This is a genomic window from Agromyces sp. Y558 (assembly GCF_059445415.1).
In genome coordinates, this window is record NZ_JCAIUH010000001.1 from 844,842 (window position 1) to 870,327 (window position 25,486).

A 25,486-nucleotide genomic window follows, 5' to 3' on the forward strand; every position below is an offset into this window, starting at 1 on the left:
GACCGCCGGCGCGTCAGACGGCCGCGGTAGGCTCGATTCCGACCGCCGCTCGGCGGCGGACACCGACGTTCGAGAGGTTGACGGGAATGACCTTCTGGCACGGCAAGCGCGCGCGGCGGTTCAAGCCGTTCGATCGCAATGCCCTGCCCGAGGCGCCGACCCCGACATTCGACGAGATGCTCGCCGAGGGTGTACTCGTCACCGAGTTCGCCGGGCGCATGGCGCTGAGGAACCGGCTGATCGTCGAGGCGCTCCGCGGTGAAGAGCCGTTCGATCCCGAACGGGCTGCGGCCGCCGCACGCGAAGTGCTCTACGAGCTCGTGCAACAGGCCGACGAGGTCGCCGAACGCACGGGCGAGACCCGCTCGGCCGCCGCGAGCCGCGAGGGCAGGTCGTCGCACGAACACGACTACCGGCGAGTGGATGCCGCGAACCTCCGTCGCCGCGAACAGGTCTACGCCGCCGTGGCGAAAGAGCTGTGGGTGCGTCGCAACGACCCCGAGTACCTCAGCGCCTTCGCCGAACGGGCCCGCGAAGAGGCGTGGGAGCAAGTGTCGGGCGCGATCGAGATACGCCTCGAACGCGAGTGGGGCGAATGGCCTCAGATCGAGGTCGACGAAACCTACGAAGCAGAGCGCGATGGTCGAGTGCACGACCTGCTGCTCGACCTCGACCGGGGGGTGCGGGCCGCCGGCCGCGAACGCGAGCGACGCGCGGAGGAGAACGATCCCTTTCGCGGGTTCGTCGGCTGATCGGCGGGAGTCGACCGGTGCCGAGCTCGGCGTTCGGTCCGGCCTTGAGTCGGCCCTGCCCGAGGTCGGTCATTCCGCTTGGCGGCGGGCCTCGTTCGCCTCGCGGACGACCGCCCAGGCGTCGGCAACGGTACCCAGGTGCCCGAGCTTGTCGGGGTTGATCACCGCACGAATGGTCTGGATCCGCCCGTCGACGATGTCGAGCGCCAGGGTGTTGACGACCTTGCCGTCGCGGTCGCGGAAGATCGCGCCCGGCTGGCCGTTCACCTCATGCCGCTCCACAACGCCGCCGATCCGGACGAACGGTTGCATCGCAGTCAAAACGCGGGTCACGTTCTCGGCGCCGAACATGCCCTTGCCCCAGAGCGGGGCCTTGCCACCGCTGTCTCCGACCATCTGAACGTCGGCGGTGAGGAGTTCGCGCAGCCCGCTGATCTCCCCCCTTCTGAATGCGTCGAAGAATCGCTCGGCGAGTTCTTCCCGCTCCAGGCGATCCGCCGCGAATCGAGTGCGTCCGGCGTCCATGTGTCGGCGCGCCCGCACCGCGAGCTGGCGGCACGACGCTTCCGACCGCCCCACCGCTGACGCCACTTCGGGAAAGCTGAACCCGAACACCTCCCGCAGCACGAAAACCGCCCGCTCCAGCGGGCTCAGGCGCTCGAGCAGCAACAGGGCAGCCATCGACACTGAGTCGGCCAGCTCCGCCGACCGCTCGGGGTCCTCATAAGGGTCTGTCAGCAGCGGTTCGGGGAACCATGAACCGACGTACTCCTCCCGGCGGGCGCGGGCGGACCGCAGCACATCGATCGAGAGCCGGGTCACCACGGCCGAGAGGTATGCCTTGGTCGAGACCGGTTCTGTCGGGCTGGCCTCGTAGCGCAGCCAGGTCTCCTGGACCGCGTCCTCGGCCTCGCTCACACTGCCCAGGATTCGGTAGGCGATCGAGAAGAGGAGCGGCCGCAGCTCCTGGAACTCCTCGGCATCGTTCACTCCGACCCCTCCTTCCAGATCAGAATCTGTCTTGTTCCAGACCAGAATCTGTCTTGTTCCAGACCAGAATCTGCCTTCGAACTCTGAGACGAGATAGCCCGACCGTCTGTGACATACGGATGGGAACTGAGCTCCCGCGGTCTGGGTGCGCCGCCGCAACGGCCTTCGTCGGTCCCTCCTCCGTCAGCGTGTCACAGACGGTCGGGCTATCTCGTCTCAGGTTTCGAAGACAGGTTCTCGAAGAACTCCATCCCAAAGCAAGGAGTGCGACATGGGCGAGCCCACCACCCACCACAAGATTGCGCTGATCACCGGCGCGAACAAGGGGATCGGCCGCGCGGCTGCTGAGCAACTCGCTGCGCTGGGCATGACGATCCTGATCGGTGCCAGAGACCCCCGGCGTGGCGAGGAGACTGCTGCAGCGCTGCGTGCCGCGGGCGGCGACGTGCACGCTGTCGCCCTGGATGTCACCGACGAGGCTTCGGCCCGGGCGGCCGCGGCGCAGGTCGAGGAACGCTTCGGCCACCTCGACGTGCTGATCAACAATGCCGGCATCACGGGCTCCGGGCAGGTGTCGCCTGGAGACGCCCACGATCAGGTCCCCAGCTCCGTCGACCTCGACATGGTCCGGGCGGTATTCGAGACCAACGTCTTCGGGGTGATCGCCGTGACCAACGCCATGCTGCCGCTGCTTCGGCGGTCACCGGCGCCGCGCATCGTGAACGTCAGCAGTCATGCTGCATCGCTGACCATCAACAGCGTCCCGGACGGCCCGCTGGCGGGTCTGCCGACGTCAGCCGCGTACACGCCCTCCAAGACCGCGCTGACCTCACTGACCGTCCAGTATGCAAATGAGTTGCGGAAGGATGGAATCCTCATCAACGCCGTCGCCCCGGGCTACGTCGACACGGAGAGCAACAACCACAGCGGCCATCTCACGCCCGCGCAGGGCGCCGCTCCCTTGGTACGCCTGGCCACGCTCGGCGCGGATGGGCCGACCGGTGGCTTCTTCAGCGCAGACGGCTCGGTGCCCTGGTGATCGGCCCGTTCCGCGGGTTCGTCGGCTGAGCGGCGGGAGTCGAACCCGGCGGCGAGCAGGTTCATCGAGGGTTCACGCGGTGGGCCACGGGGCATCCGCTCGCCGCGCTACCGTGTGATGGATGAACCGCACCGATCGCACCGACGGGGCCGAAGCGCTGCCGATCGCGGTCGCCCGGCCGAGGCTGCGGCTCGCGGCACTTTCGATCGGGCAGGTCGTCAGCTGGGGCATCCTCTACTACGCGATGATCGTCGCGGCTCCCGAAGTCGCCCGCGAGACGGGGTGGCCGCTCGTTGCGATCACTGCCGCATTCTCGGGGGGTCTCGTGGTGTCGGCGATCGTCGGCGTCATCGTCGGTCGGATGCTCGACGAGCGCGGCCCGCGCCGGGTGATGAGCGCGGGGTCGGCGGTCGGCGCGATCGGCCTCGTGGGCGTTGCCGTGGCACCCGACCTCATCGTGTTCGCCGCCGCGTGGCTGGTGTGCGGCATCGCGCAGGCCGCCGTGCTCTACCAGGCGGCCTTCACGGTGATCACCCGGCGCTACGGCGACCGACGGCAGGTGCCGATGACGATCCTCACGCTCGCCGGCGGGCTCGCGTCGACGATCTTCGCTCCCATCGTCGCCGGCCTGCTCTCGGTGCTCGATTGGCGGGCGACGTTCCTCGTGCTCGCCGCGGTGCTCGCGCTCGTGACGGTGCCGTTGCACCTGATCTCGCTCGAGCGCACGTGGCCGCATCGAGCTGCCGAGCGCCACGAGACCGAGCACACGGTCTCGTCGGTGCTGCGCACCCGACGTTTCTGGATGCTCGAGATCACGATGATCGCGCTCGCCGTGGCCTTGCTCAGCGCGACCCTCGCCGCTGTGCCGCTCTACATGGAGAAGGGCCTGACGTTCGAGTTCGCGGCCCTCGCCCTCGGCCTCATCGGCGCCGGCCAGGTGATCGGGCGGCTGCTCTTCCTCGTGCTGCCGCGCGGGGTGCGACCCTGGGTTCCGGTCGCCGTGGTGTGTGCGCTCGCCGCGGTGTCACTCGCGGCGCTCGCGCTCGTGCCCGGCCCGATCTGGCTGCTCATCGCGATCGGCATCGTCGCAGGAGCGGTGCGGGGCGCGCAGACGCTCGTGCAGGCATCCGCCGTCGCCGACCGTTGGGGCACTCGCAACTACGGTGCGATCAACGGCGCTTTCGCTGCGCCGATCACGATCGCAGCGGCCCTGACTCCGGCGATCGGCCCGGCGGTCGCGGCGGGAACGGGGTCGTACGCGGCGATGACGATGATCATGGCGGGCCTTGCGCTCGCCGCAGCGTTCACCGCGCGCGCGAGCTAGACCGCAAGGACGACCGGGGCGTGCCGCCGAACCTCTCGAGCCGTCACCAGCTTCGGCGCACGGTGGCCTTGGCACCGGTCACGAGGGTCGCCGCCGGCACGTCGTCGGCCACGATCGCCCCGGCGGCGATCACGGCGTCGCGGCCGATGCTGACGCCGGGCAGGATCGTCGCCCCCGCGCCGATCCACACGTTCTCCGCCACGTCGATGGGTGCGCCGGTGAGGTACAGCTTGCGCTCGGCCGGGTCGACCGGATGGCCGCTGGTGATGAACGTGGCCTTCGGACCCACCATGACGCCCTCGCCGAGCCGGATTCCCGCGTAGTCCATGAACGTGCAGCCCTGGTTGACGAACACGCGCTCGGCGAGGTCGAGGTTGAGGCCGTGCTCCGTGTAGAAGGGCGGGTAGATCGTGACCTTGGTGGGGAGGGGGCGACCCAGGATCTGCTCGAACAGCGCGGCCTTGCCCGCTTCGTCATCGAAGGGCAAGACGTTCAGACGCGAGGTGAGTTCGGTGACCCGCAGCACCCGCGTAGCCATGGCCTGAAACTCGGGGCTGTCGATGCGCATGAGACGGTCGCTGGGCACTCCACGATCCTCTCGCGTGCGAGATGCACCGGTCGGGAGGCACGCCCGAGCTGCGCGGGTCGGGCCGGGCCGGGCCTTGTCGGGCCCGGCCCGAATCATGCGGCGGGCTCTTCGGGTGTCTCCAGGATGATCGCGGCCTGCTCTTCGACGGGGTCTGCGAGCCCGTGCGCCGCCAGGAAGTGCTCGGCGTCGAGCGCTGCCGCGCATCCGGTGCCGGCGGCGGTGATGGCCTGACGGTACCGTTTGTCGACGAGGTCGCCGCACGCGAAGACGCCATCGAGGTTCGTCTGGGTCGACGGATGCTGCACGCGCACGTACCCGTCGTCGTCGAGTTCGATCTGGCCGGCGACGAGCTCGCTGCGCGGGTCGTGTCCGATCGCGATGAAGAGGCCGGTCGCGTCGAGAGCAGCATCTTCACCCGTCATGGTGTCTCGCAGCCGGAGGCGCTCGAGCCCGTCGTCGCCCTCTGCCGCGATCACCTCGGCGTTCCAGTACGGGCGGATCTTGGGGTTCGAGAGCACCCGATCCTGCATGATCCGCGAGGCGCGCAGCGAGTCGCGCCGGTGCACGAGGGTGACCGAGTCGGCGAAGCGCGTGAGGAACATCGCCTCCTCGAGTGCCGAGTCGCCGCCGCCGACGACCGCGATGTCCTTGCCCTTGAAGAAGAAGCCGTCGCACGTGGCGCACCAGGAGACGCCGCGGCCGGTCAGGCGCTCCTCGCCCTCGACGCCGAGCTTGCGGTACGCCGATCCCATCGCGAGCACGACCGTGTGCGCACGGTACTCGACGCCGTTGATGGTGCGGATGACCTTGACGCCGCCGGTGAGTTCGACCACGGTCGCGTCGTCGTAGACGATGCGGGCGCCGAACCGTTCGGCCTGCGCTCGCATCTGCTCCATGAGCTCCGGGCCCATGATGCCGTCGGCGAAGCCGGGGTAGTTCTCGACCTCGGTCGTCGTGACGAGCGCACCGCCCGCCTCGACAGAGCTCGCGAGCACGACCGGCGCGAGCCCCGCGCGGGCGAGGTAGATTGCGGCGGTGTAGCCGGCCGGGCCGGAGCCGATGACGACGACGTTCTCGATGTCGCTCATGACGCTGCCGCTCCCGGTCCCGCTGCCGGTGCGAGCTCGGCGATGAGCGCCTCGACGCGCCCGCGGATGTCGTCGCGCACGCGGCGGACGGTCTCGAGCTCCTTGCCCGCGGGGTCTTCGAGCTCCCAGTCTTCGTAGCGCTTGCCGGGGAAGATCGGGCAGGTGTCGCCGCAGCCCATGGTGATCACGACATCGGATTCGCGCACGGCGTCGACCGTGAGGATCTTCGGAGTGTTGCCGGTGATGTCGATGCCTTCTTCGGCCATGGCCTCGATGGCGATCGGGTTGATCTGGTCTTTCGGTTCGGAGCCCGCGGAGCGCACGTCGACACGGTCGCCCGCGAGTGCCTGCAGGTAGCCGGCGGCGATCTGCGAACGGCCTGCGTTGTGCACGCAGACGAACAGGACGGTGGGCTTCTCGGTCATGGTCTCGCTCCTTCGGTCACCACCAAGCATAGATCGCCATCTATTGATTTCGCGACTCCGCGAAGCGGATGCTTCGTCAGCTCACTTGGAGCGTCACGACGACGTCACCCCGAGCTCATCGATCAGCCCGCGGACGCGGAGTTCGATGTCATCTCGGATGCCTCGCACCTGCGCCAGCGGCAGCCCGGCCGGGTCGTCGAGCTCCCAGTCGAGATAACGGCGCCCCGGGTAGACCGGGCACGCATCGCCGCAGCCCATCGTGATGACGACGTCGGCGGCTCGCACGACCTCGTCGGTGAGCGGCTTTGGGAACTCCCCGCCGATCGGCACTCCGATCTCATCGAGTGCCGCGACGATCGTCGACTTCACCGCGCTCGCCGGCTCCGAGCCCGCAGTTCGGACCCGCACCCGGTCGCCCGCGAGATGCTTCAGGATCGCGGCGGCGATCTGCGAGCGCCCCGCGTTCTGCACGCACACGAAGAGCACCTCGGGCGGTCCATCGGTGCCGGCGCCACGCTGCGCGGCGAGCGCTCCGAGGCGTTCGGCGGCGAACCGCGCGGTGTACGAGGGGAGGTAGCGGGTGATCTTCGAACGCTCGGCCAGCAGGTCGTGGCTCTCACGCACGTACCGTTCCACCGTCTCGGGCGAGAAGACCCCGGCGAAGCGGCCAGTAAGGTCGGATGCCACGCGCGTGAGCACCTCGTCGGACGCGCGGCTCGCGGCATCCGTGTCCAGCAGCTCGTCGACGCGGTCGACCGCCGCTGGCGCAATCGAGTACCAGACCCGCCGGCCATCGGGCGTGCGCTCGAGCACTCCCTCGTCGAGGAGTGCCTTCACATGGTGGCTCACCGTGGGCTGGGTGAGGCCGAGTTCGTCGGCGAGGCGGCCGACGAGCGCCCGCCCCTCCGTGCCCTCGCGGATGAGTCCCAGCATGCGCAGTCGCGTCGGGTCGGTGAGCAGGCGGAAGCTGCGCGCCGTGTCCGTTGCATCCATAGATCAGAGTCTATGCACCACGCGCACGCAGGCGCGGGCGCCCGGGTTGGACATGAGCGGGCGTCGAGAGGACACGCGTCGTCGCTCTCGCACCGGGAATCCGACCACATGGGTCATCTCGACGGCCCCGCGGCGGTCGCCCACGCGATCAGCTGCAGCAGTTGCCGCCGCTCGCCGTCGCAGCAGGCGAGCCGCTCGAGCAGACCCCGGTCGCCGGCAGCACGAGCTCGACGTTGCGAGCGGCCGCCGCATCGCCGGCCAGCCAGGCCGACACCGAGCGCACCTGCTCGTAGCCGGTCGCGAGCAGGAAGGTCGGTGCCCGGCCGTAGCTCTTCATGCCGACGATGAAGAAGTCGCGCTCGGGCTGGGTGAGCTCGGCGAAGCCGTGCGGCTCGACCGTACCGCAGGAGTGCACGTTGGGGTCGATGAGAGGCGCGAGCCGCCGGGGAGCTTCGACGATCTCGTCGAGCTCGAGACGGATCTCGCGCAGCAAGTCGAGGTTCGGCCGGAAGCCGGTGGCATTCACGATGCGGTCGGCCGAGATCGTCTCGAGTCCGTCGCCGCGACGGCCGGTGATGCGAGCGACGGATGCCTCGTGGTCTCTGTTGGTCGAGGAGTGCCCGACGGAGGAGGACACGTCTCGAGACTCGCGGGCGAGGCGCACGATCTCGAAGCGGTCGACGAGTTCGATGCGACCCGCCTCGACGAGTGCGTCGACGCGAGCACCGATCGAGGCGCGTGCCGCCAGTTCGTCGTCGGGTGCGGTCGTGACCCGTGCGGCGGTTGCGTTGCGAATGACCCAGGTGATGCGGGTGCCGGGCTCCTGTTCGGCGAGCGTCGCGAGCTTCAGCAGGGTGTTGGCGGCGGAGTGCCCCGCGCCGACGACGACCGTGTGACGGCCGGCGAACGCGGCACGTTCGTGGCCGAGCACGTCGGGCAGCGCGTGGCTCACGAGGTCGGCGACCTCGAGCAGCCCGAGCGGGTCGAGGCCCGAGGATCCGAGGCTGTTGGGAGTGCGGTAGGTGCCGGAGGCGTCGATGATGGCGCGGGCGGTGAGCTCTTCGACACCCTCGGCGGTGCGCACGCGGAGCAGGAACGGCGCCTGGGCGCGCCCGGTGGTGCGCGTGCGGTCCATGCCCTCGCGGGTGACATCGGTGACGTCGACGCCGAGCCGGGTGCGGCCGGCGATGGCGGGCAGCGCGGCGAGCGGGGCGAGGAAGTGCTCGACGAGTTCGGCGCCGGTGGGGAGCGAGTCCCCGGCGGGCGCCACCCAGTCGGTCTCGGCCAGGAGACGCGTGGCTGCCGGGTCGATGAGGTGCTTCCATGGCGAGAAGAGCCGGGTGTGCCCCCACTGCGTCACGCTTGCGCCGATGCGGTCGCCCGCCTCGAGCAGCACGAAGTCGATGCCGCGTTCGACGAGGTTCGCGGCGGCCGCGAGGCCGATCGGGCCTGCGCCGATGATCGCGACGGGCAGCCCCTGCATCCGTGAGGGGGCGGTCGTCGGTGCCATGAGGTCGATGAGAGTCATCCGTGTTCTCGCATTCATTGAAGGTTGTCGATATAGCGAGTGTGGCGGCTATATCGATGAATGTCAATATACGGGTAGACTGGTCTTGTGACCATCATCGACCTGCCCCTCGTGACGCGTGACGTCGCCGTGTCGGCCGCTGCGCCCGTCGCATGCTGCGCGCCCCTCACCCGCGAGACGATCACCGCCGATGACGCCGAGGTGTTCGCGCGGAAGCTCAAGGCGATCGCCGACCCGGTGCGGCTGCGGCTCGTCTCGATCGTCGCGGCATCCGAAGATCAGGAGGCCTGCGTCTGCGACCTCACCGAGCCGGTCGGCCTGAGCCAGCCCACGGTCTCGCATCACCTGAAGATCCTCACCGAGGCCGGCTTCCTCTCGCGCTCGAAGCGCGGCACCTGGTCGTACTTCCGGCTGGTACCCGGTGCGCTCGAAGCGGTCGCGGCGCCGCTCCTCACCGTCTGACGCTCCACTTTCGGCGCACAGCGCGCGAACGAACTCAGGTGCTGTTGTAAGTATGTCCGAACTTAGTTACCCTTGACCGCGGAGACGCGAAGCGGCGTCCTCCACGGTTTGAGAGGACTACGCGGTGATCCGAACTGCGAACGCGCCGGTCAGCTACGGCGTCTTCGAACTATCCCGTCCCGACGTCGTTCCACTGCCCGATGGCGAGCAGCTGGCGACGTGGGTGGCCGAGGCCGGCTACGAAGGCATCGACCTCGGCCCGATCGGTTTGTTCGGCGATCGAATCGGGTTGCCGCGGCTCCTCGAACGTCACGGCCTCGCGCTCGCCGGCGGCTGGGTCGACCTGCCCTTCGCGGGCACCGACGAGGCGTTCGAACGTGCGTTCGCCGAGCTCGCTCCGACGCTCGAACTGTTCGCCGCAGCCGCAGCCGCAGCCGCCGCCGTCGCTCCCGATCGTGCCCCGAAGCCGACGCTCGCCGACTCGGGGTCGCCCGAGCGCAAGGCACGCCCCGGCGGTGCGCCCGAGCTCGAGCTCGACGATGCGCGCTGGGCGACCTTCGCCGCACGAGTGCAACGGGCGGCCGACCTCACGCGGGCGGCGGGCCTCGAGCCGACCTTCCACCACCACGCGAGCACCTACGTCGAGACGCCGCGCGAGATCGATCGCTTCCTCGCTGAGACCGACGTCGACCTCACCTTCGACACCGGGCACCTGCTCGTCGGCGGCGGCGACCCCGTCACCGACTTCCCGCGCTGGGCCGACCGCATCAACCACGTGCACCTGAAAGACGCAGACCGGTCGGTGCTCGCCGCGGCCCGCGACTCAGCCGACCCGATGCGCGACATCTGGGCGCGACGCGTGTTCGTCGCCCTCGGCGACGGCGACCTCGAGGTCGACCGCATCGTCGACACGATCGTCGACTCGGGCTACGACGGCTGGATCGTCGTCGAGCAGGACGTCATCCTGCAGGACGCCGCCGACGTCGATCGTGCCCGTGCCGACCAAGTCGCCAACCGCGAGCGCCTGCGGCGGTGGTTCGCATGACCGGCTTCGACGCCCAGCCCCTGCCAGGCAACGGCAACGGCAACGGCAACGACGCCGGGCGCCGCGGCGAACGCGTGCGCATCGCCGTCATCGGCCTCGGCGCGATCAGCCAGAGCGTGCACCTGCCGCTCATCCGGCGCAACGCCGATCTCGTCGAGCTCGTCGCGGTGGTCGACCTCTCCGCATCGCGGGCACGTGAGATCGCCGAGGCATCCGGCACCGGTGTCGCGCCGTTCGACTCGGTCGATGCGCTCATCGAGGCCATCGCCGCCGGCACCATTCGCATCGACGGTGCGATCCTCGCGACCGCAGGTTCCCACGCGCCGGATGTCGCGCGGCTCGTCGACGCCGGCATCCGCGTGCTCGCCGAGAAGCCGCTCGCCTTCTCGCTCGTCGAGATCGATGCGCTTCGCGAGGTCGCGGCGCGGCGCGGCATCGAGCTCGCCGATTGGGTGCGCATCGGCTACATGAAGGAGCACGACCCCGCATCGACCGCCGCGAAGGCGCTGCTCGCCGAGGTCGACGTGCGGGCCGTGACCGTCGAGGTGCTGCACCCCGCCGACGGCGCGCAGCTGGCCTTCGCGAACCTCGCCCCAGCACCATCCGATGTGCCGCCCGAGCTGCTGGCGAGCCTCGTCGCGGCGACCGACGCGACGGTCGTGACCGCCATCGGCTCGGCCGCCGACCCGCTCCCGAAGCTCTACACGAACGTCGTGCTCGGCTCGATCGTGCACGACATCGGGCTGCTTCGCCACCTCGTCGGCGGCATCGGCACCGTCGACCGCGCTCGCCACACCGGCCCCGAATTCCCCGGATCGCTGAGCCTCGGCGGCTTCCTCGCCGAGCGCACCGAGGCGACGTGGTCGATCGACTGGCACTTCATCCCGCGCTACCCCGAGTACCGCGAGACCGTGACCTTCCACCACGAGACGGGCTCGATCGCCCTCACCTTCGCGGTGCCCTACGTGCTCAACGCGCCGACCGTGCTCACCGTCGTCGAGAACGCCGAACCCCTCGGGTCGCGGCGTTCGGAGACGCGGTGGATGCAGGAGGAGGCGTTCGAGCAGGAGCTCCGGTCGTTCGCGGCACTCGCCGCGGGACATCCGGAGCCCGGCCCTTCGGTCGACGAGGGCGCCGCCGACATCGTCGTCGGGCAGCGGATGCTCCGCGAACTCGCCGACGCGATCGGCTCACCGATCGGCGCATCGACGGAGGCGGGAGCCCCCTGAGACCACTCGGTCTTGTTCCACCGCACCACGATCACACAGAGCTGGACCCCGCCGACAAACGTCGGGCGGGTGAATCGAGAGAGAGGTCGAAGATGATCAACCACAGCAAGCGCAGGGTGGTGGCGGCGCTCGCCGTCGCGACCGTCGGCGCGCTCGTCTTCGCCGGTTGCTCCGGCGAAGCCCCTGAGGAGACCGACGACTCGGGTCCCGTCACCCTCACCATCACGGCCAACGCCATCGTCGGCGGCAAGAACGCCGCCGAGGCCGACTGGATCGCGGACTGGGTCATCCCCGAGTTCGAAGCGGCCATGGAGGAGGACGGCAAGGACGTCACCGTCGAGTTCGAGCCGCAGGGCGTCGACGACGAGAACTACAAGACGAAGATCGCGCTCGACCTGCAGTCGGGCGAGGGGGCCGACATCATCGGCATGGACGGCATCTGGGTCGGCGAGTTCGCCGAGGCCGGCTACATCAAGCCGCTCTCCGAGGTCGGCGGCGACGCCGTCGCCGACTGGGAGGGCTGGGAGCAGATCCCCGAGGCCGTGCAGTCCGCTGTGTCGTTCGACGACGAGCGCTACGGCGTGCCCCAGGGCGCCGACGGCCGCGTGCTCTACTTCAACAAGGACCTCTTCGAGCAGGCGGGGCTTCCCGCCGACTGGCAGCCCGAGAGCTGGGACGACGTGCTCGACGCCGCGCGCGAGCTGAAGAAGCTCGACGGCGTCACGCCGATCCAGCTCAACGCGGGCACCGCGATGGGCGAGGCGACCACCATGCAGGGCCTGCTGCCGCTGCTCGTCGGCACGGGTGAGCAGGTCTACGAAGACGGCAAGTGGGTGGGCGACACCGACGGACTGAACGACGTGCTCGACCTCTACAAGACGATCTACATCGACGAAGGCCTCGGCGACGCCGTGCTCCAGCAGGAGGCCGCCGGCCGCGACACCTCGTTCCAGCTGTTCGCGTCGAACCAGATCGGCATCCTCCTCGAGGGCGACTACTTCTGGCGCAGCGTCATCAACCCCGAAGAGGGCGTCGGCACCGCGCCGATCGCGAACCGCGACGAGGTCGTCGGCTACACGAAGATCCCCGCGATGAAGCCGGGCTCCGGCATCGACGGTCAGGACTTCGTCTCGATGTCGGGTGGCACCGGTCGGGTACTGAACCCGAACAGCGATCACCCCGAACTCGCGTGGGAGCTGCTCGCCTTCATGAACTCGGCCGACGCGTACGAGGCCCGGAACGCCGGCACCCTCGCGATCACGCCGCGCACCGACGTGAACGACGAGATGCTCGCCGACGACCAGATGCTCACCTACGTGAGCGAAGAAGTGCTGCCGATCACCGCCTACCGCCCGCCGCTCGCCGCCTACCCCCAGGTGTCGACCGCGCTGCAGCAGGCGACGCTCGACGTGGTCTCGGGCACGAGCGTCGGCGACGCCGCGACGACCTACGCCGACTCCGTGAAGGACATCGTCGGAGACGACGCGGTCTCGGGTGGCTAAGTCATGACCACCAGCACCACGACGCCGGCGGGGAGCGCGATCGCTCCCCGCCGGCGGCGGGCTGATGACGTCGCCGGACTCGGTACCGCCCGGGCCGGCATCTTCGTCGCTCCCGCACTGATCATCATCGGGCTGTTCCTCCTGTTCCCCGCGGTCTGGACGATCTGGCTCGGCATGACCGACTACCGGCTGACCGGCCTGCAGGCCGCGTCACCCGCGTTCGTCGGCTTCGACAACTACGCCGAAGCTCTCACCGACCCGTCGTTCTGGAACTCGCTCTGGCTGACGCTCATCTTCGTGCTGTTCTCGGGCATCATCGGCCAGACGCTCATCGGCTTCGCGCTCGCATGGGCGGTGCGGGGCATCCGCGGCTGGACGAAGGGGCTTCTCGAAGGCCTCGTACTGGCGGCGTGGGTCATCCCGGCATCCGTCGCCTCGTTCCTGTGGCTCGCCCTGCTCGACCGGCGGTCGGGCACGGTCAACGGGCTGCTCGGCACCGAGGGCACCGCGTGGCTGATCGACCACCCGATGGAAGCGATCATCATCTTCAACATCTGGGTGGGCACCGCCTTCTCGATGCAGCTCTTCTCCTCGGCGTTGAGCGCCGTGCCGCCGTCGCAGATCGAGAGCGCCAAGATGGTCGGCGCCTCGGGCTGGCAGCAGCTGCGCGATGTGATCGTGCCGAACATCAAGGGGCACATCCTCACGAACACGCTGCTCATCACGCTGTGGACGTTCAACACCTTCACGCCCTACCTCGTCACGGCGGGCGGGCCGAACAGCAAGACGGAGATCCTCTCGGTCTACATCTACGAGACGGCGATCCCCGGCGGTCAGCTCGGACTCGGCGCCGCGATCTCGCTCATCATGCTGCTCATCAATCTCGTCATCGCGCTCGGCTACGTGCGCGTGTCGAGGGGAAGGAAGAAGCGATGACCGCCACTCCCGCACAGAAGGTCACCGCCGCACAGAAGGTCGCCGCGAATGCGACGGTGCGGCACTTCCTCGCCCGCGTCGCTTTCGCCGTCGTCATGACGATCGTCGGCCTCCTCTTCGCCCTGCCGATGGTGTGGCTCGTGCTTGCGCCGTTCGATGCGACCCCGTCGCTGTCGTTGTCGTGGCCCGACTGGACGCTCGACAACTTCGCGCGACTCGCCGAGAACCCCTATGCACTGCGCTCGATCGGCAACTCGCTGCTGCTCGGCATCGGCACGATGCTCATCGTCGTCGTGCTCGGCGCGCTCGCCGCGTACGCGATGAGTCGCATCCGCATCCCGGGTCGTGACGGCATCCTCTACGGACTGCTGCTGCTCTCGTCGATCGTGACGGGCACGGCGGCCATGGTGCCGACGTTCCAGATCATCACCCAGCTCGGGCTCATCAACTCCTACGTCGGTGTGCTCCTCGTGCTGGCGGGCGGCCTTCTGCCGACCGTGATCTTCATCCTCAAGGACTTCATGGACTCGATCCCGAAGTCGTATGAGGAGTCGGCGCGGCTCTACGGCGCGGGTCCGTTCCGCATTCTCCGTGACGTGGTGGCACCGATCGCGCGGCCCGGTCTGGCCTTCATCGCGATCTGGACGATCGTGCAGGTCTGGAGCAACTTCCTCGTGCCGTTCATCCTGTTGCGCAGCCCGGACCTGCAGCCGGCGGCGGTGCTCATGTACACCTTCTACACCGAGAGCGGGCAGGCCGACCTCCGGCTCATCTCGACCTTCGCGCTGCTGTTCTCGGCGCCCGTGCTCATCATCTATTTCATCGTCAACCGTCGCTACGGTTTCCGCTTCCATGGAGGTATCAAGTCCTGATGGCCGGCATCAACGCCACTCAACTCGTCAAGGAGTACCCCGGCGGCGTCCGCGGGGTCGACGAGATCGACGTCGAGATCCACGACGGCGAGTTCTTCGCCCTGCTCGGCCCCTCGGGCTGCGGCAAGACCACCCTGCTGCGCTCAATCGCGGGCCTCGAGGCGATCACCTCCGGCACGCTCGTCATCGGCGACCGTGACGTCACGAACGCCGAACCAGGCGTGCGCGGCGTCGCGATGGTCTTCCAGGACTACGCGCTCTTCCCGCATATGGACGTCGGCGACAACATCGCCTACCCCATGCGCATCAAGCACGTGAAGCGCGATGAGCGACGGGCGAAGGCAGAGACGGTCGCCGACGGGCTCTCGCTGCAGGGGCTGATCGAACGCCGACCGGGTCAGCTCTCGGGCGGACAGCAGCAGCGTGTCGCCCTCGCCCGCGCCGTCGCGACCACGCCCGACGTGCTGCTCCTCGACGAGCCGCTGTCGAACCTCGACGCCCGGCTGCGTCTCGAGGCGCGCACCTTCCTCAAGGAGCTGCAGCGCGACCTCGGCGTCACGACCGTGTTCGTCACCCACGACCAGGCCGAGGCGCTCGCGCTCGCCGACCGCATCGCGGTCATGAAGTCGGGCAAGCTCCAGCAGATCGGCACGCCGCGCGAGGTGTTCCAGCAGCCGAACAACACCTTCGTCGCCGGGTTCATCGGGTCCAATCCGATGAACCTCGCCGAGGCCGCGATCTCGGGCGGCGCGATCTCGATCGGCGAGACCTCCGTGCCGGTGCCGGCCGGCGCCGAGGGGCTCGTGCGCGACGGGCAATCGGTGATCTGGGGCATCCGGCCCGAATACCTGCGCTGGGTCTCGAGCGAGGAACCTGGCGGCATCCCGGCCGAGGTGAGCGTCGTCGAGAACCTCGGCGCGAGCGTGCTCATCGCAGTGAACGCGGGCGGGCACAAGTTCCAGGTCGTCGTGCCCGAAGACCAGGAGCCCGCACCCGGTGACCGCGGCTGGATCGTGCCGCAGGCCGCCAAGACCCTGCTCTTCGACGCCGAGTCGACGCAGCGCATCGGGTGACGCGATGACGACGATCCGCCGCCGCATCCCCATCACCATCGACACGCAGAACGAGCACCGCTTTCTCAACGTGCCCTTCGACGTGCCGCCGGGCACCGACTCGCTCGAGGTCGTGATCCGCTTCGACGGCTCGAACGCGGGCATCGACCTCGGTTGCGAAGGGGCGAGCGGATGGCGCGGCTGGTCGGGCGGCGCCCGAACCGAGTTCCTCATCCACCCGGGCGACGCCACGCCCGGGTACCTGCCGGGCGCGCCCGAGCCGGGGGAGTGGAACGTCGTGCTGGGCCTGCACCGCGTGCCGTCGGAGGGCGTCGAAGTCGAGGTCGAGGTCACGATCCCGGCGTCGCGTGCAGTGCCGCCGGTTCCGGATGCCGCGCCGGCGACGCGAACCGTACGCGGCAGCGATCGCGGGCTGCCGGCCGAGCCGGGCCTCACGTGGTTCGCCGGTGACTTCCACGGGCACACGATCCACTCCGACGGGCGCCTGCCGATCGGTGGCCTCGCCGCGCTCGGAGTGGCATCGGGCCTCGACTTCATGGCCGTGACCGACCACAACACCGTGAGCCACCACGCGCACCTGTCGGCCGAGGGCGCGAAGCACGGCATCACGCTCCTGCCCGGTCAGGAGGTCACGACCCACCGCGGGCACGCGAACGCGTTCGGCGACATCGGGTGGATCGACTTCCGTGAGCCCGCGCAGCACTGGGTCGACGAGGTCGAGCGGCGAAGCGGCATCCTGAGCATCAATCACCCGATCTCGGGCGACTGCAGTTGGCTGCACCGGCTCGAACGCCGGCCCGCCGCGGTCGAGCTGTGGCACGCGACCTGGTACCTCGAGCTCATCTCGACCGCGCCGTTCGCGTGGTTCCGCACGTGGCCTTCGGGCGCGACCCTGCTCGGCGGCAGTGACACGCACATGCTCGAGGAGCCGCAGCGACCGGGCACGCCGACGACGTGGGTCGCGGCGACGGATGCCTCGGCGGAGGCGATCCTCGACGGGGTTCGCGCCGGCCGCACCGCGATCACCGGCAGCGGCAGCTTCGACGGCACAGTGCTCACGCCAGAGCTCATGCGCGCTCCGGCGCTCGTGCGGCTCGGCGACGAGGTCGTCGCGGTCGACGCCGAAGGGCTGATCCTCGTCGACGGGTTCGGGCGCCGCCGCTCGGTGCATTCGGCGCGCGAGGCGTTCCCGGCCGACCGCGCCGACGGGCCGTTCCACCTCGTGCTCGCCGACCGACGCATCATGGCGCTCTGCGCGTAGGGGCGCGCCGGCGCGTCGGAACCACTGCGCGACCTGCACGACCTGCACGACCTGCACGACCTGCACGACCTGCATGACCTGCATGACCGCATGACCGAACCACTGCTTGGAGTGACCATGGATGCCCCCGACGAACTCGTGATCGTGCCGCACACGCACTGGGATCGTGAGTGGTACGAGCCGCACGACGTCTTCCGGTTGCGCCTCGTGCACATGCTCGACCGGCTGCTCGACACCCTCGAGGGCAACCCCGGCTACCGGTTCACCCTCGACGGGCAGGCCGCGGCGATCGACGACTACCTCGAGATCAGGCCCGAGCAGCGCGAGCGCGTCGTCGCGGCCGTCGACCGCGGGCAGCTCGCGATCGGACCGTTCCTGATCCTGCTCGACGAGTTCCTGTGCGACGGCGAGACGATCGTGCGCAACCTCGAGCTGGGCCTGCGCTCCAGCCGCCGCATCGGCCCCGAGATGCGCGTCGGCTACCTGCCCGACATGTTCGGCCACGCCGCCCAGATGCCGCAGCTGCTGCGGGGGTTCGGGCTGCGCGACGCAGCGCTCTGGCGCGGCGTGCCCGCGCGCATCGACCGCCACGCCTTCGCCTGGACCGCGCCCGACGGTTCGACGGTGCGCACCGAGTACCTGCTCGACGGCTACGGCAACGCCCTCGACCTGTTCGCCCTGCCCGGTCAGCTCGACGCACTCGTCGCCGAGTACCGTCAGTCGGTCGCGAGCTGGTACGGATCCGACCCGATCCTCGGCATGCTCGGCACCGACCACAGTGCACCGCCGGCCGACCTCATGCCGCTCGTCGAGGCCGCCAACGCCTCCGGCGCCGCCGTCGGGTTGACCGTCGACACGATCGAGGGATACGTGCGCCGGGTCGCATCCGAGTGGGCCGCGGGCGACGACTCCGCGCTCGCCGAACTCCCGGTCGTCGACGGTGAGCTGCGCTCGCACGCGCGCGGCAACCTGCTGCCGGGCGTCTTCTCGATTCGCACGAACCTCAAGCAGGCGATGACCGATGCCGAGCGCCGCCTCTCCACCGCCGAGCGCCTCGACGCCGCGTTCGGCGTCGACGACCACCGCGCGTTCTTCGACACCGCATGGTACCGGCTCGTCGAGAGCACGGCGCATGACTCCGTCACGGGATGCGGCGTCGACGCGACCGCGATCGAGGTCGAGGGCCGCCTCGCGACGGCAGGCCACGTCGCACGCGGCGTGATCCTGCGCACGATGGAGCGGCTCGCGGCATCCGTCACCCCTGATCGCCATGTCGTGGCGAACCCGGCGGGCTTCGCCCGGCGTGCCCACGTCGAGATCCGCTTGCACGACCCCGAGCGGCTCGAGCTCGGCGACGGCGTGCAATTGCTCGACGCGCTGCCCGAGGTGCTCGGCGACGAGCAGCTCACGACCGCCGAGCTGCCGAAGCTGCTGAACCGTATTCACGGTCGCGAGCTCTTCGGCCAGCTGATCAACGCATGGCGATTCACCGACGACGGACTGCGCTTCGAGGTGGCCGAGGCCCCCGTCGGCGACTTCGACCTCGCGGCCTTCACCGAGGAGCTCGAACGCCGCGTGGCGTCGGATGCCTCGCGCGAACGCCGCTGGCACGTCGAGATCATCGCCGACCCGCGCCGCAGGGCGGTCGTCGGCATCGATGTCGGCGGCATCGGCGTCGCGAGCCTCGATCCCGCGACGGCTCGGGCGACGGATGACGCGGTGACGGTGTCGGCCCGGTCTCTCGCCAATCGGCAGCTCACCGTGACGGTCGACGATCACGGCGCCGTGCGCATCGAGGCCGCCGACGGCACGGTGCTCACCGATGCTATGCGTCTCGTCGACGAGGGCGACCGCGGCGACTCCTACAACTACGGACCGGTCGACCCGGCGACCGCGGTGACCGACCCGACCTCGGTCGAGGTGACGGTGCTCGAGTCGGGGCCGATCCGCGGGCGGCTCAACGTGCGCCGCCGCTACGCCGTGCCGGTCGCACTCGACACGGTCGATCGCGACCGGCGCTCCGCGACATCCGTCGACCTCGTCGTCGACACCGTGCTCGAACTCCGCGAGGGCGAGCCGATGCTGCGCGTGCGGGTCGACTTCGTGAACCCTGCGGCCGACCATCGCCTGCGGGTACTCGTGCCCACCGGGGTCGCCGAACTCGTCGGCTCGTCGGCTGCCGGGCAATATGCCGTGACCGAGCGCGGGCGTATCGGCGAGGGCGGACCTGTGGGCGAGTACCCGCTGCCCACCTATCCCGTGGCCCGCTTCGTGCACGCGGGGCTTGCGAGCCTTCTCGTCACGAAGCACTCCGAGTACGAGATCGTCGCCGACCCGCAGTCGGGCGTCGACGCGATCGCACTCACGCTCGTGCGTGCCGTCGGCATGATGAGTGTCAACGTGCATCCGCTGCGCGACGAGCCGGCCGGTGCCGAGTTCCCGGTTCCTGGCGCGCAGTATCTCGGCACCGCGGTGTCGACCGAATTCGCGATCCTGCCATCGGCTGCGGGCTGGGCGGAGTCGGGCGCAGCCCGCTGGGCCGAGCTCGTGAGGGTCGAACCCGAGGTCGTGCGCGGCACCCGCGGTGGCCCGGCGGTCGTCGGCGGAGTCGCTGGCGCGGGCGGGGCCGCCGAAGCTGCGGAGTTGCCGACGACGCCCGCCGTCGAGGTGGTGAGCGACGTCGTGCTCGAGTCGCTTCGCACGGTGACGGATGCCTCGGGCCGCCCGATCTCCGAGGCGCGGTTCGTGAACTACCGGCACGAACCGCAACGGCTCGCTGCAGCGGCATCCGGAATCTGGGATCGCACCGACCTCACCGGCACCGTACTCGAGCCCGACGTCGATCTCGAGCGATTCGTCATCGGCGCGGCGCGCATCGAGACGTTCCGGCGACGGGCGGGCGACACGCCCCCCGATCTCGAGTGAGGCGGCCCTCCCGCCGAACGTCTACTCTCAACTGTCAGAACATCCGAACAACTGGAGAATCCCATGGCGCAGCTGGAGCAACGCCTCCCGGTCGAGTTGTTCCTCGACCTCGATCGCTCGGGCCCGGTGCCCCTGTACTACCAGATCGCGAGTCGGCTCGAGCAGGCGATCCTCGATCAGACGCTGCCCGCGGGCGCCCGTCTCGAGAACGAGGTCGCGCTCGCTGCCCGGCTCGGGCTCTCCCGCCCGACGATCCGGCGGGCGATCCAAGACCTCGTCGACAAGGGCCTGCTCGTGCGGCGCCGGGGCATCGGCACGCAAGTGGTGCACGGCAAGGTCACCCGCAACGTCGAACTCACGAGCCTCTACGAAGACCTCGAGCGCTCGGGGCAGAAGCCCGAGACGAGGGTGCTCTCCGTTGAGATCACGACCGCCGAGGAACCGGCGGCGGATGCGCTCGGAGTGCCGGTCGGCAGTACGGTGCTGCACGTGCATCGCCTGCGCATCGCCGACGGCGTGCCGCTCGCGATTCTCGACAACGTGCTGCCCGAGCAGTTCACCGACCTCGACCTCGAGTCGCTCGAGAAGCACGGCCTCTACCAACTGCTGCGTGCCCGCGGCGTGACGATGCGCGTCGCGAAGCAGCGCATCGGCGCCCGTGCGGCGACCGGGCATGAAGCCGAGCTGCTCGACCTCTCGCGCGGGGCTCCCGTGCTCACGATGTCGCGCACCGCGTTCGACAACTCGGGCGTCGCCGTCGAGTTCGGACAGCACTGCTACCGACCCGACCGCTACTCGTTCGAGGTCACGCTCGTCGATCGCTGAGCGGACACGGGGGTGCCGCGGCTTACTCTCGGATGTTGATTCGGCCGAGTTCTTGAGTCGATCGGGTGAGTGCGACATAGAGCCGGTTCCAGCCGCGGGGTTCGGCCGCGATGCCATCCGGATCGATCACGAGAGTGGCGTCCCATTCCAGGCCCTTTGACTGAGTCGCGGTGATCACGGGGATGCCCTCCATGGCTTCGCTGAGAGCAGGGATCCGTGCAGCGGCCGCGATGATGCCTACGGTGCCACCAGCCCAGCGTTCGGCCAGTTCCTGGAACGCCTGCGTCGCCTCGGCCACCAGGTCCGCTTCGTCGACGTCGCGCTCCCACGGGTCGATTCCCGATGACCGGACAGCAAGTGGTGGTTCGTTGAGGCTTCCAGCCTTGTACAGGACGGGTCCGGTCAGCGCCATGACTTCCGCGGGGGTCCGGTAGCCGATGGTCAGCTTGGCTTGAGTCCAGCGTTCGCCGAATACCGCGTTGACAGCTTGGGCCCATGATGTGTGTTGGTGCGGGGTTTCGGCTTGGTCGATATCGCCGACTGCTGTGATCGACAGTTGCGGGCTGCGGCGGGCCACCATGTGCCATTGCATTTCAGACAGCTCCTGGGCTTCGTCCACAATGACGTGTCCGTAGATCCAGTCCCGGCGTGACGCAGCGCGCTCGGAGAGGAACTCTTCGGCTGCCGGGTGATTGACGGTGTCTCCGAGCAGATCAGACATTGCATCGAGCAGCGGGACGTCGCTCGTCGCCCATCCGGTCTTCCTGACCGAGACTGCTTCTCGCTCGGCGCCGCTCAGTTCCGGGGCGAACCGGCGTAGGGATGCGTCGTCACCAAGGAAGCGCTGCAGTTCCACTTCAGGGTCGAGGATGGGCCACACCCTGCGGATGGTTGAGGCGACTTGCGGGTTCTCTGCGATCTTCTCGCGTAGCCTGTCGAGTTCCTCTTCGGAGAGCACTCCATCGGCCTCGCTCCCTTCACCGCCGCCCAACTCCGGAAAGTCCACACGCCGATGCACGATGTCTTCGAGGCCATCATCGATTCGAGCGAAGAGGTCTTCGCTGCGATCAGCGACGGCCTGGGTGAGTCGGTCGTGCATCTGGTCGGCGAACACCATGCCCGCACCGTGATAGGTGCGCCCAGAGATCGCGGCAGCTATGAGACGACCGACGGTGATAGCCGGAATCTCATATCGTTCCCCCTGCCAGACGAAATCAACAGACATGCTCGCGGGCGTGAGTGTCGCGACGTAACGGGTCAGGGCCTGTTGCCAGAGCGCTCGGCCCTTGATCTCCCCTGTTGCACGCGGATCTTCGGCGGTGACGGTGATCCCCGGAACGAGAGCATCGGGTATCGCTGCAACGATCGCGGTCTCACCCAGAGCCGGGAGCACGTGAGCGATGTAGTCCAAGAAGCGGCGCGATGGCCCAAGTGTCAGGACTCCTTGGGCTGCGAGCTGCGGGTTGGCGAAGAGCAAGTAGGCAGCGCGATGGAGGGCCACCACAGTCTTGCCCGTGCCAGGGCCGCCCTGAACCACGAGTGGCCCTTTGACGTCGGCACGGACCACCTCGTCTTGTTCCCGCTGCAGCGTCGCGGCGGCGGCGGTCATCTGGCCGGTGCGACGCTCCCCGAGCGCAGCGAATAGCGCTCCTTCGCCGACCAACCCGCTCGCGTTCGCCACGTCGAGCGGTTCATCGTCGACGCCAGTGACCGTGCGGCCTTCGATGCGAATGTGCCGGCGGTGCGCCTGTCCCAGAGGTTCGACTGGTGTGGCCATGTAAAAGGGACGAGCGGCATGTGCGCGCCAGTCGACGACCAGAGGATCATCATCGTCGGTGGGACCGGAGATGCCGATCCGCCCGACACGGCGAGTGGTCCCGTCCAGAGAGTCAAGGCGTCCGAAGATCAGGCCGCTCTCCGCGCGCTGCAACTCGGTCCGCTGCCGGGCCAAGCCTCGGTAGCGAGCCTGCTCGACCGCATCCTGCGCCGGAGCCGACAACTCTGCATCCAAAGACCGGAGAATCTCAGAGCGACGCTCATGCGCCGTATCGAGATACACCTGCTCTTCAACAATGGCATCGTCGCGTGCGGCAGCGCGGTTGTCCTGCGTCGCAGTGGTCTCGTCGAGCACCGGGCCTCCTTCAATGGTTGAAGTCGTGCGTCAAGCGCCCGATCGTGGAACCGACTGAATCGGAGCCACCATCTGGGCAAGTTCACTAGTAAACCACTAGTACTTGCTGGAGTAAAGTACTCGGATTTCAATTGCAAATTGGTCGAAAAGATGCCCTACTGTACGCATGGGCAATCTGACGCATTCGGCGAGTTCCGCGCGTGAGTCCGGTCTCAGAGCTGCGTTCGATGTCCTCGGCAAGAAGTGGAATGGCATCATCCTTGCCGCCCTGAGCCAGGGGCCGATCAAGTTCTCCGACCTGCGTCGTTCCGTGGGATCGATCACGGACTCCGTCTTGTCTGATCGCCTCGTAGATCTCATCGCCGCAGGTCTCGTCGAACGGGCCGAAACCGGTGTCCGCCCGAACCACATCACCTATGCGCTCTCGCAACAGGGGCAGGCAATCCAACCCATTTTCGACCGTCTCGCGACCTGGGCGGCCACCAACCTTCAGGCTCCAGGCCAGGGCTAGCCATTTGAGCCGAGTGGACCGCCCGCAAGCTCAGCACGAAGGTCTGCCGCACCAAGGGCCATCGCGCTTGGTGCGATTCGATCTCGCCGGCTCAGCCGAGCAGCGGCCGCTGCTGCTCGCGCGCAGCCTCGTACTGCGCACGCGCTGCCTGCACGCTCGGGGTCGCGGATGTCTCGGCCACGGGTACATCCCACCAGCCGCCGCCGTCGGGGCCGGACAACAACGGGTCGCTCTCGATGTGGATGAGCGTTGACGTGGGCGATGCCTTGGCCGTCGCCATCGCACGGCTGAGTGCGGCGATGGCGTCGGGGCCCGGCGCGATCTCGATCACCTCGACACCGTAGCTGCGAGCGTTGGCGGCGAGGTCGACCGGCAGCGGCTCGGTGCCCTGGAAGTTGCGCGCCGCTGGGTCGTAGCGGCGATACCTGGTGCCAAAACGCTGTCCGCCGACCGACTCCGAGAGGTTGCCGATCGAAGCGTAGCCCTGGTTCTGCACGAGCACGACGATGAGCTTGTGGCCTTCGGCGACCGCCGTCACGAGCTCCGTGTGCAGCATCAGGTACGAGCCGTCGCCGACCATGACGATGACGTCGCGATCGGGCGCCGCGCGGCGCACGCCGAGACCACCGGCGATCTCGTAGCCCATGCACGAGAAGGCGTACTCGACGTGGTAACCGAGCGGGTCGCGCACCCGCCAGAGCTTGTGCAGGTCGCCCGGCAAGGAGCCGGCGGCCTGCACGACGACGTCGCGAGGGTCGCTGGCAGCCTGCACGGCGCCGATGATCTCGGATTGCGCCGGGTGGTCGCGGTGCGAGGGCACGAACGCGGCGTCGACGACGGCGTTCCACGCCTTCCGCTCCGCAGTGACGAGTTCGGCTTGCGACGCGGCGACCCGGTACCCGGCGAGCTCGACCTCGAGCGCCTCGAGCGCCGTGCGCGCGTCTGCGACCACGGGCAGCTGCGTGCCGTGCTTGTAGGCATCGAAGGCCGCGACGTTGATGTTCACGAACGCGACATCCGGGTGCTGGAATGCGCTGCGGCTCGCGGTCGTGAAGTCGCTGTACCGCGTGCCGATACCGATCACGACATCGGCCTCGGCCGCAAGCCGGTTCGCGGCGGTGCTCCCTGTGGCGCCGACGCCGCCGAGGTATGCAGGGTGATCCCACGGGAGTACCCCGCCGCCCGCCTGCGTCGTGGCGACCGGGATGCCGGTGGCCTCGACGAGCCGTCGCAGCACGTCTTCGGCGCCCGAGTAGAGCACTCCGCCGCCCGCGATGATGATGGGCGCACGAGCACCGCGGATCGCCGCGACGGCGCGAGCGAGCGGCCCCGGCTCGGGCAAGGGCCGTCGCAGATGCCACTCGCGGTCGGCGAGGAAGGTGAGCGGCACGTCGAGCGCCTCGGCCTGCACGTCCTCGGGCAGGGCGATCGTCACGGCGCCGGTCTCGGCGGGGTCGGTCAGTACTCGCATCGCGCCGAGCGCGATCGAGAAGAGTTGCTCGGGCCGCTCGACGCGGTCGAAGAAGCGCGACAGCGGGCGGAACGCGTCGGTGACCTGGATGCTCGGATCGTGCGGCAGCTCGAGCTGCTGCAGCACCGGGTCGGCGACCCGCGTCGCGAAGGTGTCGCTCGGCAGCAGCAGAGCCGGTAGGCGGTTGCTCGTCGCGAGGGCGGCGCCGGTCAGCATGTTCGCGGCTCCCGGCCCGACGGACGCGGTGCTCGCGTACGTCGCCCGGCGCCGGCGCATGCGCGCGAACCCGACCGACTGGTGCACCATGGCCTGCTCGTTGCGCGCCTGGAAGTACGGCATGAGCTCGGGGTCGGCGGCATTCGACTCCATGAGGGCCTGCCCGAGGCCGGCGACGTTGCCGTGGCCGAAGATGCCGAACACGCCGGGGACGGTGCGCTCGCGAAGGTCGCCATCGATGGTCCATTGGTGGGCGAGGAACTCGACGAGGGCCTGACCGACGGTCATGCGCTTCGTCG

22 protein-coding genes are annotated in these 25,486 nt (G+C 69.0%); 14 read left to right on the plus strand and 8 right to left on the minus strand.

Annotated features, from left to right (window positions below):
• Window positions 1-86: 86 nt before the first annotated feature.
• Window positions 87-752: a hypothetical protein gene (locus AC1C2T_RS04040; protein WP_495361517.1), complete on the plus strand. Its 666-nt coding sequence runs from the start codon at window positions 87-89 to the stop codon at window positions 750-752.
• A gap of 69 nt (window positions 753-821) precedes the next feature.
• Here the strand turns inward: AC1C2T_RS04040 and AC1C2T_RS04045 are convergent, their stop codons facing one another.
• Window positions 822-1,742 carry an RNA polymerase sigma-70 factor gene (locus AC1C2T_RS04045; protein WP_495361516.1) on the minus strand — a complete coding sequence of 307 codons (921 nt, stop codon included), beginning with the start codon at window positions 1,740-1,742 and terminating at the stop codon, window positions 822-824.
• Between the two features lie 271 nt (window positions 1,743-2,013).
• Here AC1C2T_RS04045 and AC1C2T_RS04050 point away from each other — a divergent pair, with 271 nt between their 5' ends.
• Together AC1C2T_RS04050 and AC1C2T_RS04055 are read left to right on the plus strand one after the other, a co-directional pair.
• On the plus strand, window positions 2,014-2,781 hold the full coding sequence (locus AC1C2T_RS04050; RefSeq protein WP_495361515.1) for an SDR family oxidoreductase: 768 nt from the start codon (window positions 2,014-2,016) through the stop codon (window positions 2,779-2,781).
• A gap of 121 nt (window positions 2,782-2,902) precedes the next feature.
• Window positions 2,903-4,105, plus strand: a complete 1,203-nt coding sequence (locus AC1C2T_RS04055; RefSeq protein WP_495384332.1) for an MFS transporter — start codon at window positions 2,903-2,905, stop codon at window positions 4,103-4,105.
• Between the two features lie 43 nt (window positions 4,106-4,148).
• Here AC1C2T_RS04055 and AC1C2T_RS04060 read toward each other — a convergent pair whose 3' ends face one another.
• The 5 genes from AC1C2T_RS04060 to AC1C2T_RS04080 all read right to left on the minus strand — a co-directional run bounded on the left by AC1C2T_RS04060 (window position 4,149) and on the right by AC1C2T_RS04080 (window position 8,728).
• Entirely contained in the window at window positions 4,149-4,691 is a 543-nt protein-coding gene (locus AC1C2T_RS04060; protein ID WP_495384333.1) for a DapH/DapD/GlmU-related protein, read from the minus strand.
• Between the two features lie 95 nt (window positions 4,692-4,786).
• A complete protein-coding gene (trxB, locus tag AC1C2T_RS04065) occupies window positions 4,787-5,782 on the minus strand; it encodes a thioredoxin-disulfide reductase (protein ID WP_495384334.1) in 996 nt (331 codons plus the stop codon).
• Window positions 5,779-6,207, minus strand: a complete 429-nt coding sequence (locus AC1C2T_RS04070; RefSeq protein WP_495384335.1) for an arsenate reductase ArsC — start codon at window positions 6,205-6,207, stop codon at window positions 5,779-5,781. Before AC1C2T_RS04070 ends, trxB begins: the two co-directional genes overlap by 4 nt.
• A 93-nt stretch (window positions 6,208-6,300) precedes the next feature.
• On the minus strand, window positions 6,301-7,200 hold the full coding sequence (locus AC1C2T_RS04075) for a metalloregulator ArsR/SmtB family transcription factor (protein ID WP_495384336.1): 900 nt from the start codon (window positions 7,198-7,200) through the stop codon (window positions 6,301-6,303).
• Between the two features lie 148 nt (window positions 7,201-7,348).
• On the minus strand, window positions 7,349-8,728 hold the full coding sequence (locus tag AC1C2T_RS04080; protein WP_495361510.1) for an FAD-dependent oxidoreductase: 1,380 nt from the start codon (window positions 8,726-8,728) through the stop codon (window positions 7,349-7,351).
• A gap of 93 nt (window positions 8,729-8,821) precedes the next feature.
• Here AC1C2T_RS04080 and AC1C2T_RS04085 point away from each other — a divergent pair, with 93 nt between their 5' ends.
• The 10 genes from AC1C2T_RS04085 to AC1C2T_RS04130 all read left to right on the plus strand — a co-directional run bounded on the left by AC1C2T_RS04085 (window position 8,822) and on the right by AC1C2T_RS04130 (window position 20,858).
• Window positions 8,822-9,190 (plus strand): ArsR/SmtB family transcription factor, encoded by a 369-nt coding sequence (locus tag AC1C2T_RS04085; protein WP_495385387.1) that lies wholly within the window; start codon window positions 8,822-8,824, stop codon window positions 9,188-9,190.
• Between the two features lie 124 nt (window positions 9,191-9,314).
• Window positions 9,315-10,235 (plus strand): TIM barrel protein, encoded by a 921-nt coding sequence (locus tag AC1C2T_RS04090; protein ID WP_495384337.1) that lies wholly within the window; start codon window positions 9,315-9,317, stop codon window positions 10,233-10,235.
• Window positions 10,232-11,464: a Gfo/Idh/MocA family protein gene (locus tag AC1C2T_RS04095; protein WP_495384338.1), complete on the plus strand. Its 1,233-nt coding sequence runs from the start codon at window positions 10,232-10,234 to the stop codon at window positions 11,462-11,464. The genes AC1C2T_RS04090 and AC1C2T_RS04095 overlap by 4 nt, the downstream gene beginning before the upstream one ends.
• A gap of 92 nt (window positions 11,465-11,556) precedes the next feature.
• Window positions 11,557-12,966: an extracellular solute-binding protein gene (locus tag AC1C2T_RS04100; protein ID WP_495384339.1), complete on the plus strand. Its 1,410-nt coding sequence runs from the start codon at window positions 11,557-11,559 to the stop codon at window positions 12,964-12,966.
• Window positions 12,967-12,969: 3 nt separating this feature from the next.
• Entirely contained in the window at window positions 12,970-13,902 is a 933-nt protein-coding gene (locus AC1C2T_RS04105) for a carbohydrate ABC transporter permease (protein WP_495361506.1), read from the plus strand.
• Window positions 13,899-14,774 carry a carbohydrate ABC transporter permease gene (locus AC1C2T_RS04110; protein WP_495361505.1) on the plus strand — a complete coding sequence of 292 codons (876 nt, stop codon included), beginning with the start codon at window positions 13,899-13,901 and terminating at the stop codon, window positions 14,772-14,774. Before AC1C2T_RS04105 ends, AC1C2T_RS04110 begins: the two co-directional genes overlap by 4 nt.
• The gene (locus AC1C2T_RS04115) at window positions 14,774-15,847 is read left to right on the plus strand and encodes an ABC transporter ATP-binding protein (RefSeq protein WP_495361504.1); all 1,074 of its coding nucleotides are present in this window, start codon (window positions 14,774-14,776) and stop codon (window positions 15,845-15,847) included. Before AC1C2T_RS04110 ends, AC1C2T_RS04115 begins: the two co-directional genes overlap by 1 nt.
• A gap of 4 nt (window positions 15,848-15,851) precedes the next feature.
• Entirely contained in the window at window positions 15,852-17,108 is a 1,257-nt protein-coding gene (locus tag AC1C2T_RS04120; protein WP_495384340.1) for a CehA/McbA family metallohydrolase, read from the plus strand.
• A 90-nt stretch (window positions 17,109-17,198) separates the two neighbouring features.
• Window positions 17,199-20,033 (plus strand): glycoside hydrolase family 38 N-terminal domain-containing protein, encoded by a 2,835-nt coding sequence (locus tag AC1C2T_RS04125; protein ID WP_495384341.1) that lies wholly within the window; start codon window positions 17,199-17,201, stop codon window positions 20,031-20,033.
• A 63-nt stretch (window positions 20,034-20,096) separates the two neighbouring features.
• On the plus strand, window positions 20,097-20,858 hold the full coding sequence (locus tag AC1C2T_RS04130) for a GntR family transcriptional regulator (RefSeq protein WP_495361501.1): 762 nt from the start codon (window positions 20,097-20,099) through the stop codon (window positions 20,856-20,858).
• A gap of 22 nt (window positions 20,859-20,880) precedes the next feature.
• Here AC1C2T_RS04130 and AC1C2T_RS04135 read toward each other — a convergent pair whose 3' ends face one another.
• Window positions 20,881-22,989, minus strand: a complete 2,109-nt coding sequence (locus tag AC1C2T_RS04135; RefSeq protein WP_495384342.1) for a HelD family protein — start codon at window positions 22,987-22,989, stop codon at window positions 20,881-20,883.
• Window positions 22,990-23,155: 166 nt separating this feature from the next.
• Between AC1C2T_RS04135 and AC1C2T_RS04140 the strand changes: the two genes are divergently transcribed.
• Complete coding sequence (locus AC1C2T_RS04140; protein ID WP_495361499.1) at window positions 23,156-23,500, plus strand: winged helix-turn-helix transcriptional regulator; 345 nt, start codon at window positions 23,156-23,158, stop codon at window positions 23,498-23,500.
• 91 nt (window positions 23,501-23,591) lie between these two features.
• On the opposite strand, the gene iolD is transcribed toward AC1C2T_RS04140, so the two are convergent.
• The gene (gene iolD / locus AC1C2T_RS04145) at window positions 23,592-25,475 is read right to left on the minus strand and encodes a 3D-(3,5/4)-trihydroxycyclohexane-1,2-dione acylhydrolase (decyclizing) (protein WP_495385388.1); all 1,884 of its coding nucleotides are present in this window, start codon (window positions 25,473-25,475) and stop codon (window positions 23,592-23,594) included.
• Window positions 25,476-25,486: the final 11 nt, after the last annotated feature.

What these genes read in the sequence shown, in the direction of transcription:
- AC1C2T_RS04040 (WP_495361517.1), top strand. Translation starts at nt 87, where the DNA reads ATGACCTTCTGGCACGGCAAGCGCGCGCGGCGGTTCAAGCCGTTCGAT.
- AC1C2T_RS04070 (WP_495384335.1), bottom strand. Translation starts at nt 6,207, where the DNA reads ATGACCGAGAAGCCCACCGTCCTGTTCGTCTGCGTGCACAACGCAGGC.
- AC1C2T_RS04115 (WP_495361504.1), top strand. Translation starts at nt 14,774, where the DNA reads ATGGCCGGCATCAACGCCACTCAACTCGTCAAGGAGTACCCCGGCGGC.
- AC1C2T_RS04100 (WP_495384339.1), top strand. Translation starts at nt 11,557, where the DNA reads ATGATCAACCACAGCAAGCGCAGGGTGGTGGCGGCGCTCGCCGTCGCG.
- AC1C2T_RS04120 (WP_495384340.1), top strand. Translation starts at nt 15,852, where the DNA reads ATGACGACGATCCGCCGCCGCATCCCCATCACCATCGACACGCAGAAC.
- AC1C2T_RS04130 (WP_495361501.1), top strand. Translation starts at nt 20,097, where the DNA reads ATGGCGCAGCTGGAGCAACGCCTCCCGGTCGAGTTGTTCCTCGACCTC.
- AC1C2T_RS04080 (WP_495361510.1), bottom strand. Translation starts at nt 8,728, where the DNA reads ATGACTCTCATCGACCTCATGGCACCGACGACCGCCCCCTCACGGATG.
- iolD (WP_495385388.1), bottom strand. Translation starts at nt 25,475, where the DNA reads ATGACCGTCGGTCAGGCCCTCGTCGAGTTCCTCGCCCACCAATGGACC.
- AC1C2T_RS04055 (WP_495384332.1), top strand. Translation starts at nt 2,903, where the DNA reads ATGAACCGCACCGATCGCACCGACGGGGCCGAAGCGCTGCCGATCGCG.
- AC1C2T_RS04105 (WP_495361506.1), top strand. Translation starts at nt 12,970, where the DNA reads ATGACCACCAGCACCACGACGCCGGCGGGGAGCGCGATCGCTCCCCGC.
- AC1C2T_RS04075 (WP_495384336.1), bottom strand. Translation starts at nt 7,200, where the DNA reads ATGGATGCAACGGACACGGCGCGCAGCTTCCGCCTGCTCACCGACCCG.
- AC1C2T_RS04050 (WP_495361515.1), top strand. Translation starts at nt 2,014, where the DNA reads ATGGGCGAGCCCACCACCCACCACAAGATTGCGCTGATCACCGGCGCG.
- AC1C2T_RS04110 (WP_495361505.1), top strand. Translation starts at nt 13,899, where the DNA reads ATGACCGCCACTCCCGCACAGAAGGTCACCGCCGCACAGAAGGTCGCC.
- AC1C2T_RS04140 (WP_495361499.1), top strand. Translation starts at nt 23,156, where the DNA reads ATGGGCAATCTGACGCATTCGGCGAGTTCCGCGCGTGAGTCCGGTCTC.
- trxB (WP_495384334.1), bottom strand. Translation starts at nt 5,782, where the DNA reads ATGAGCGACATCGAGAACGTCGTCGTCATCGGCTCCGGCCCGGCCGGC.
- AC1C2T_RS04125 (WP_495384341.1), top strand. Translation starts at nt 17,199, where the DNA reads ATGACCGAACCACTGCTTGGAGTGACCATGGATGCCCCCGACGAACTC.
- AC1C2T_RS04095 (WP_495384338.1), top strand. Translation starts at nt 10,232, where the DNA reads ATGACCGGCTTCGACGCCCAGCCCCTGCCAGGCAACGGCAACGGCAAC.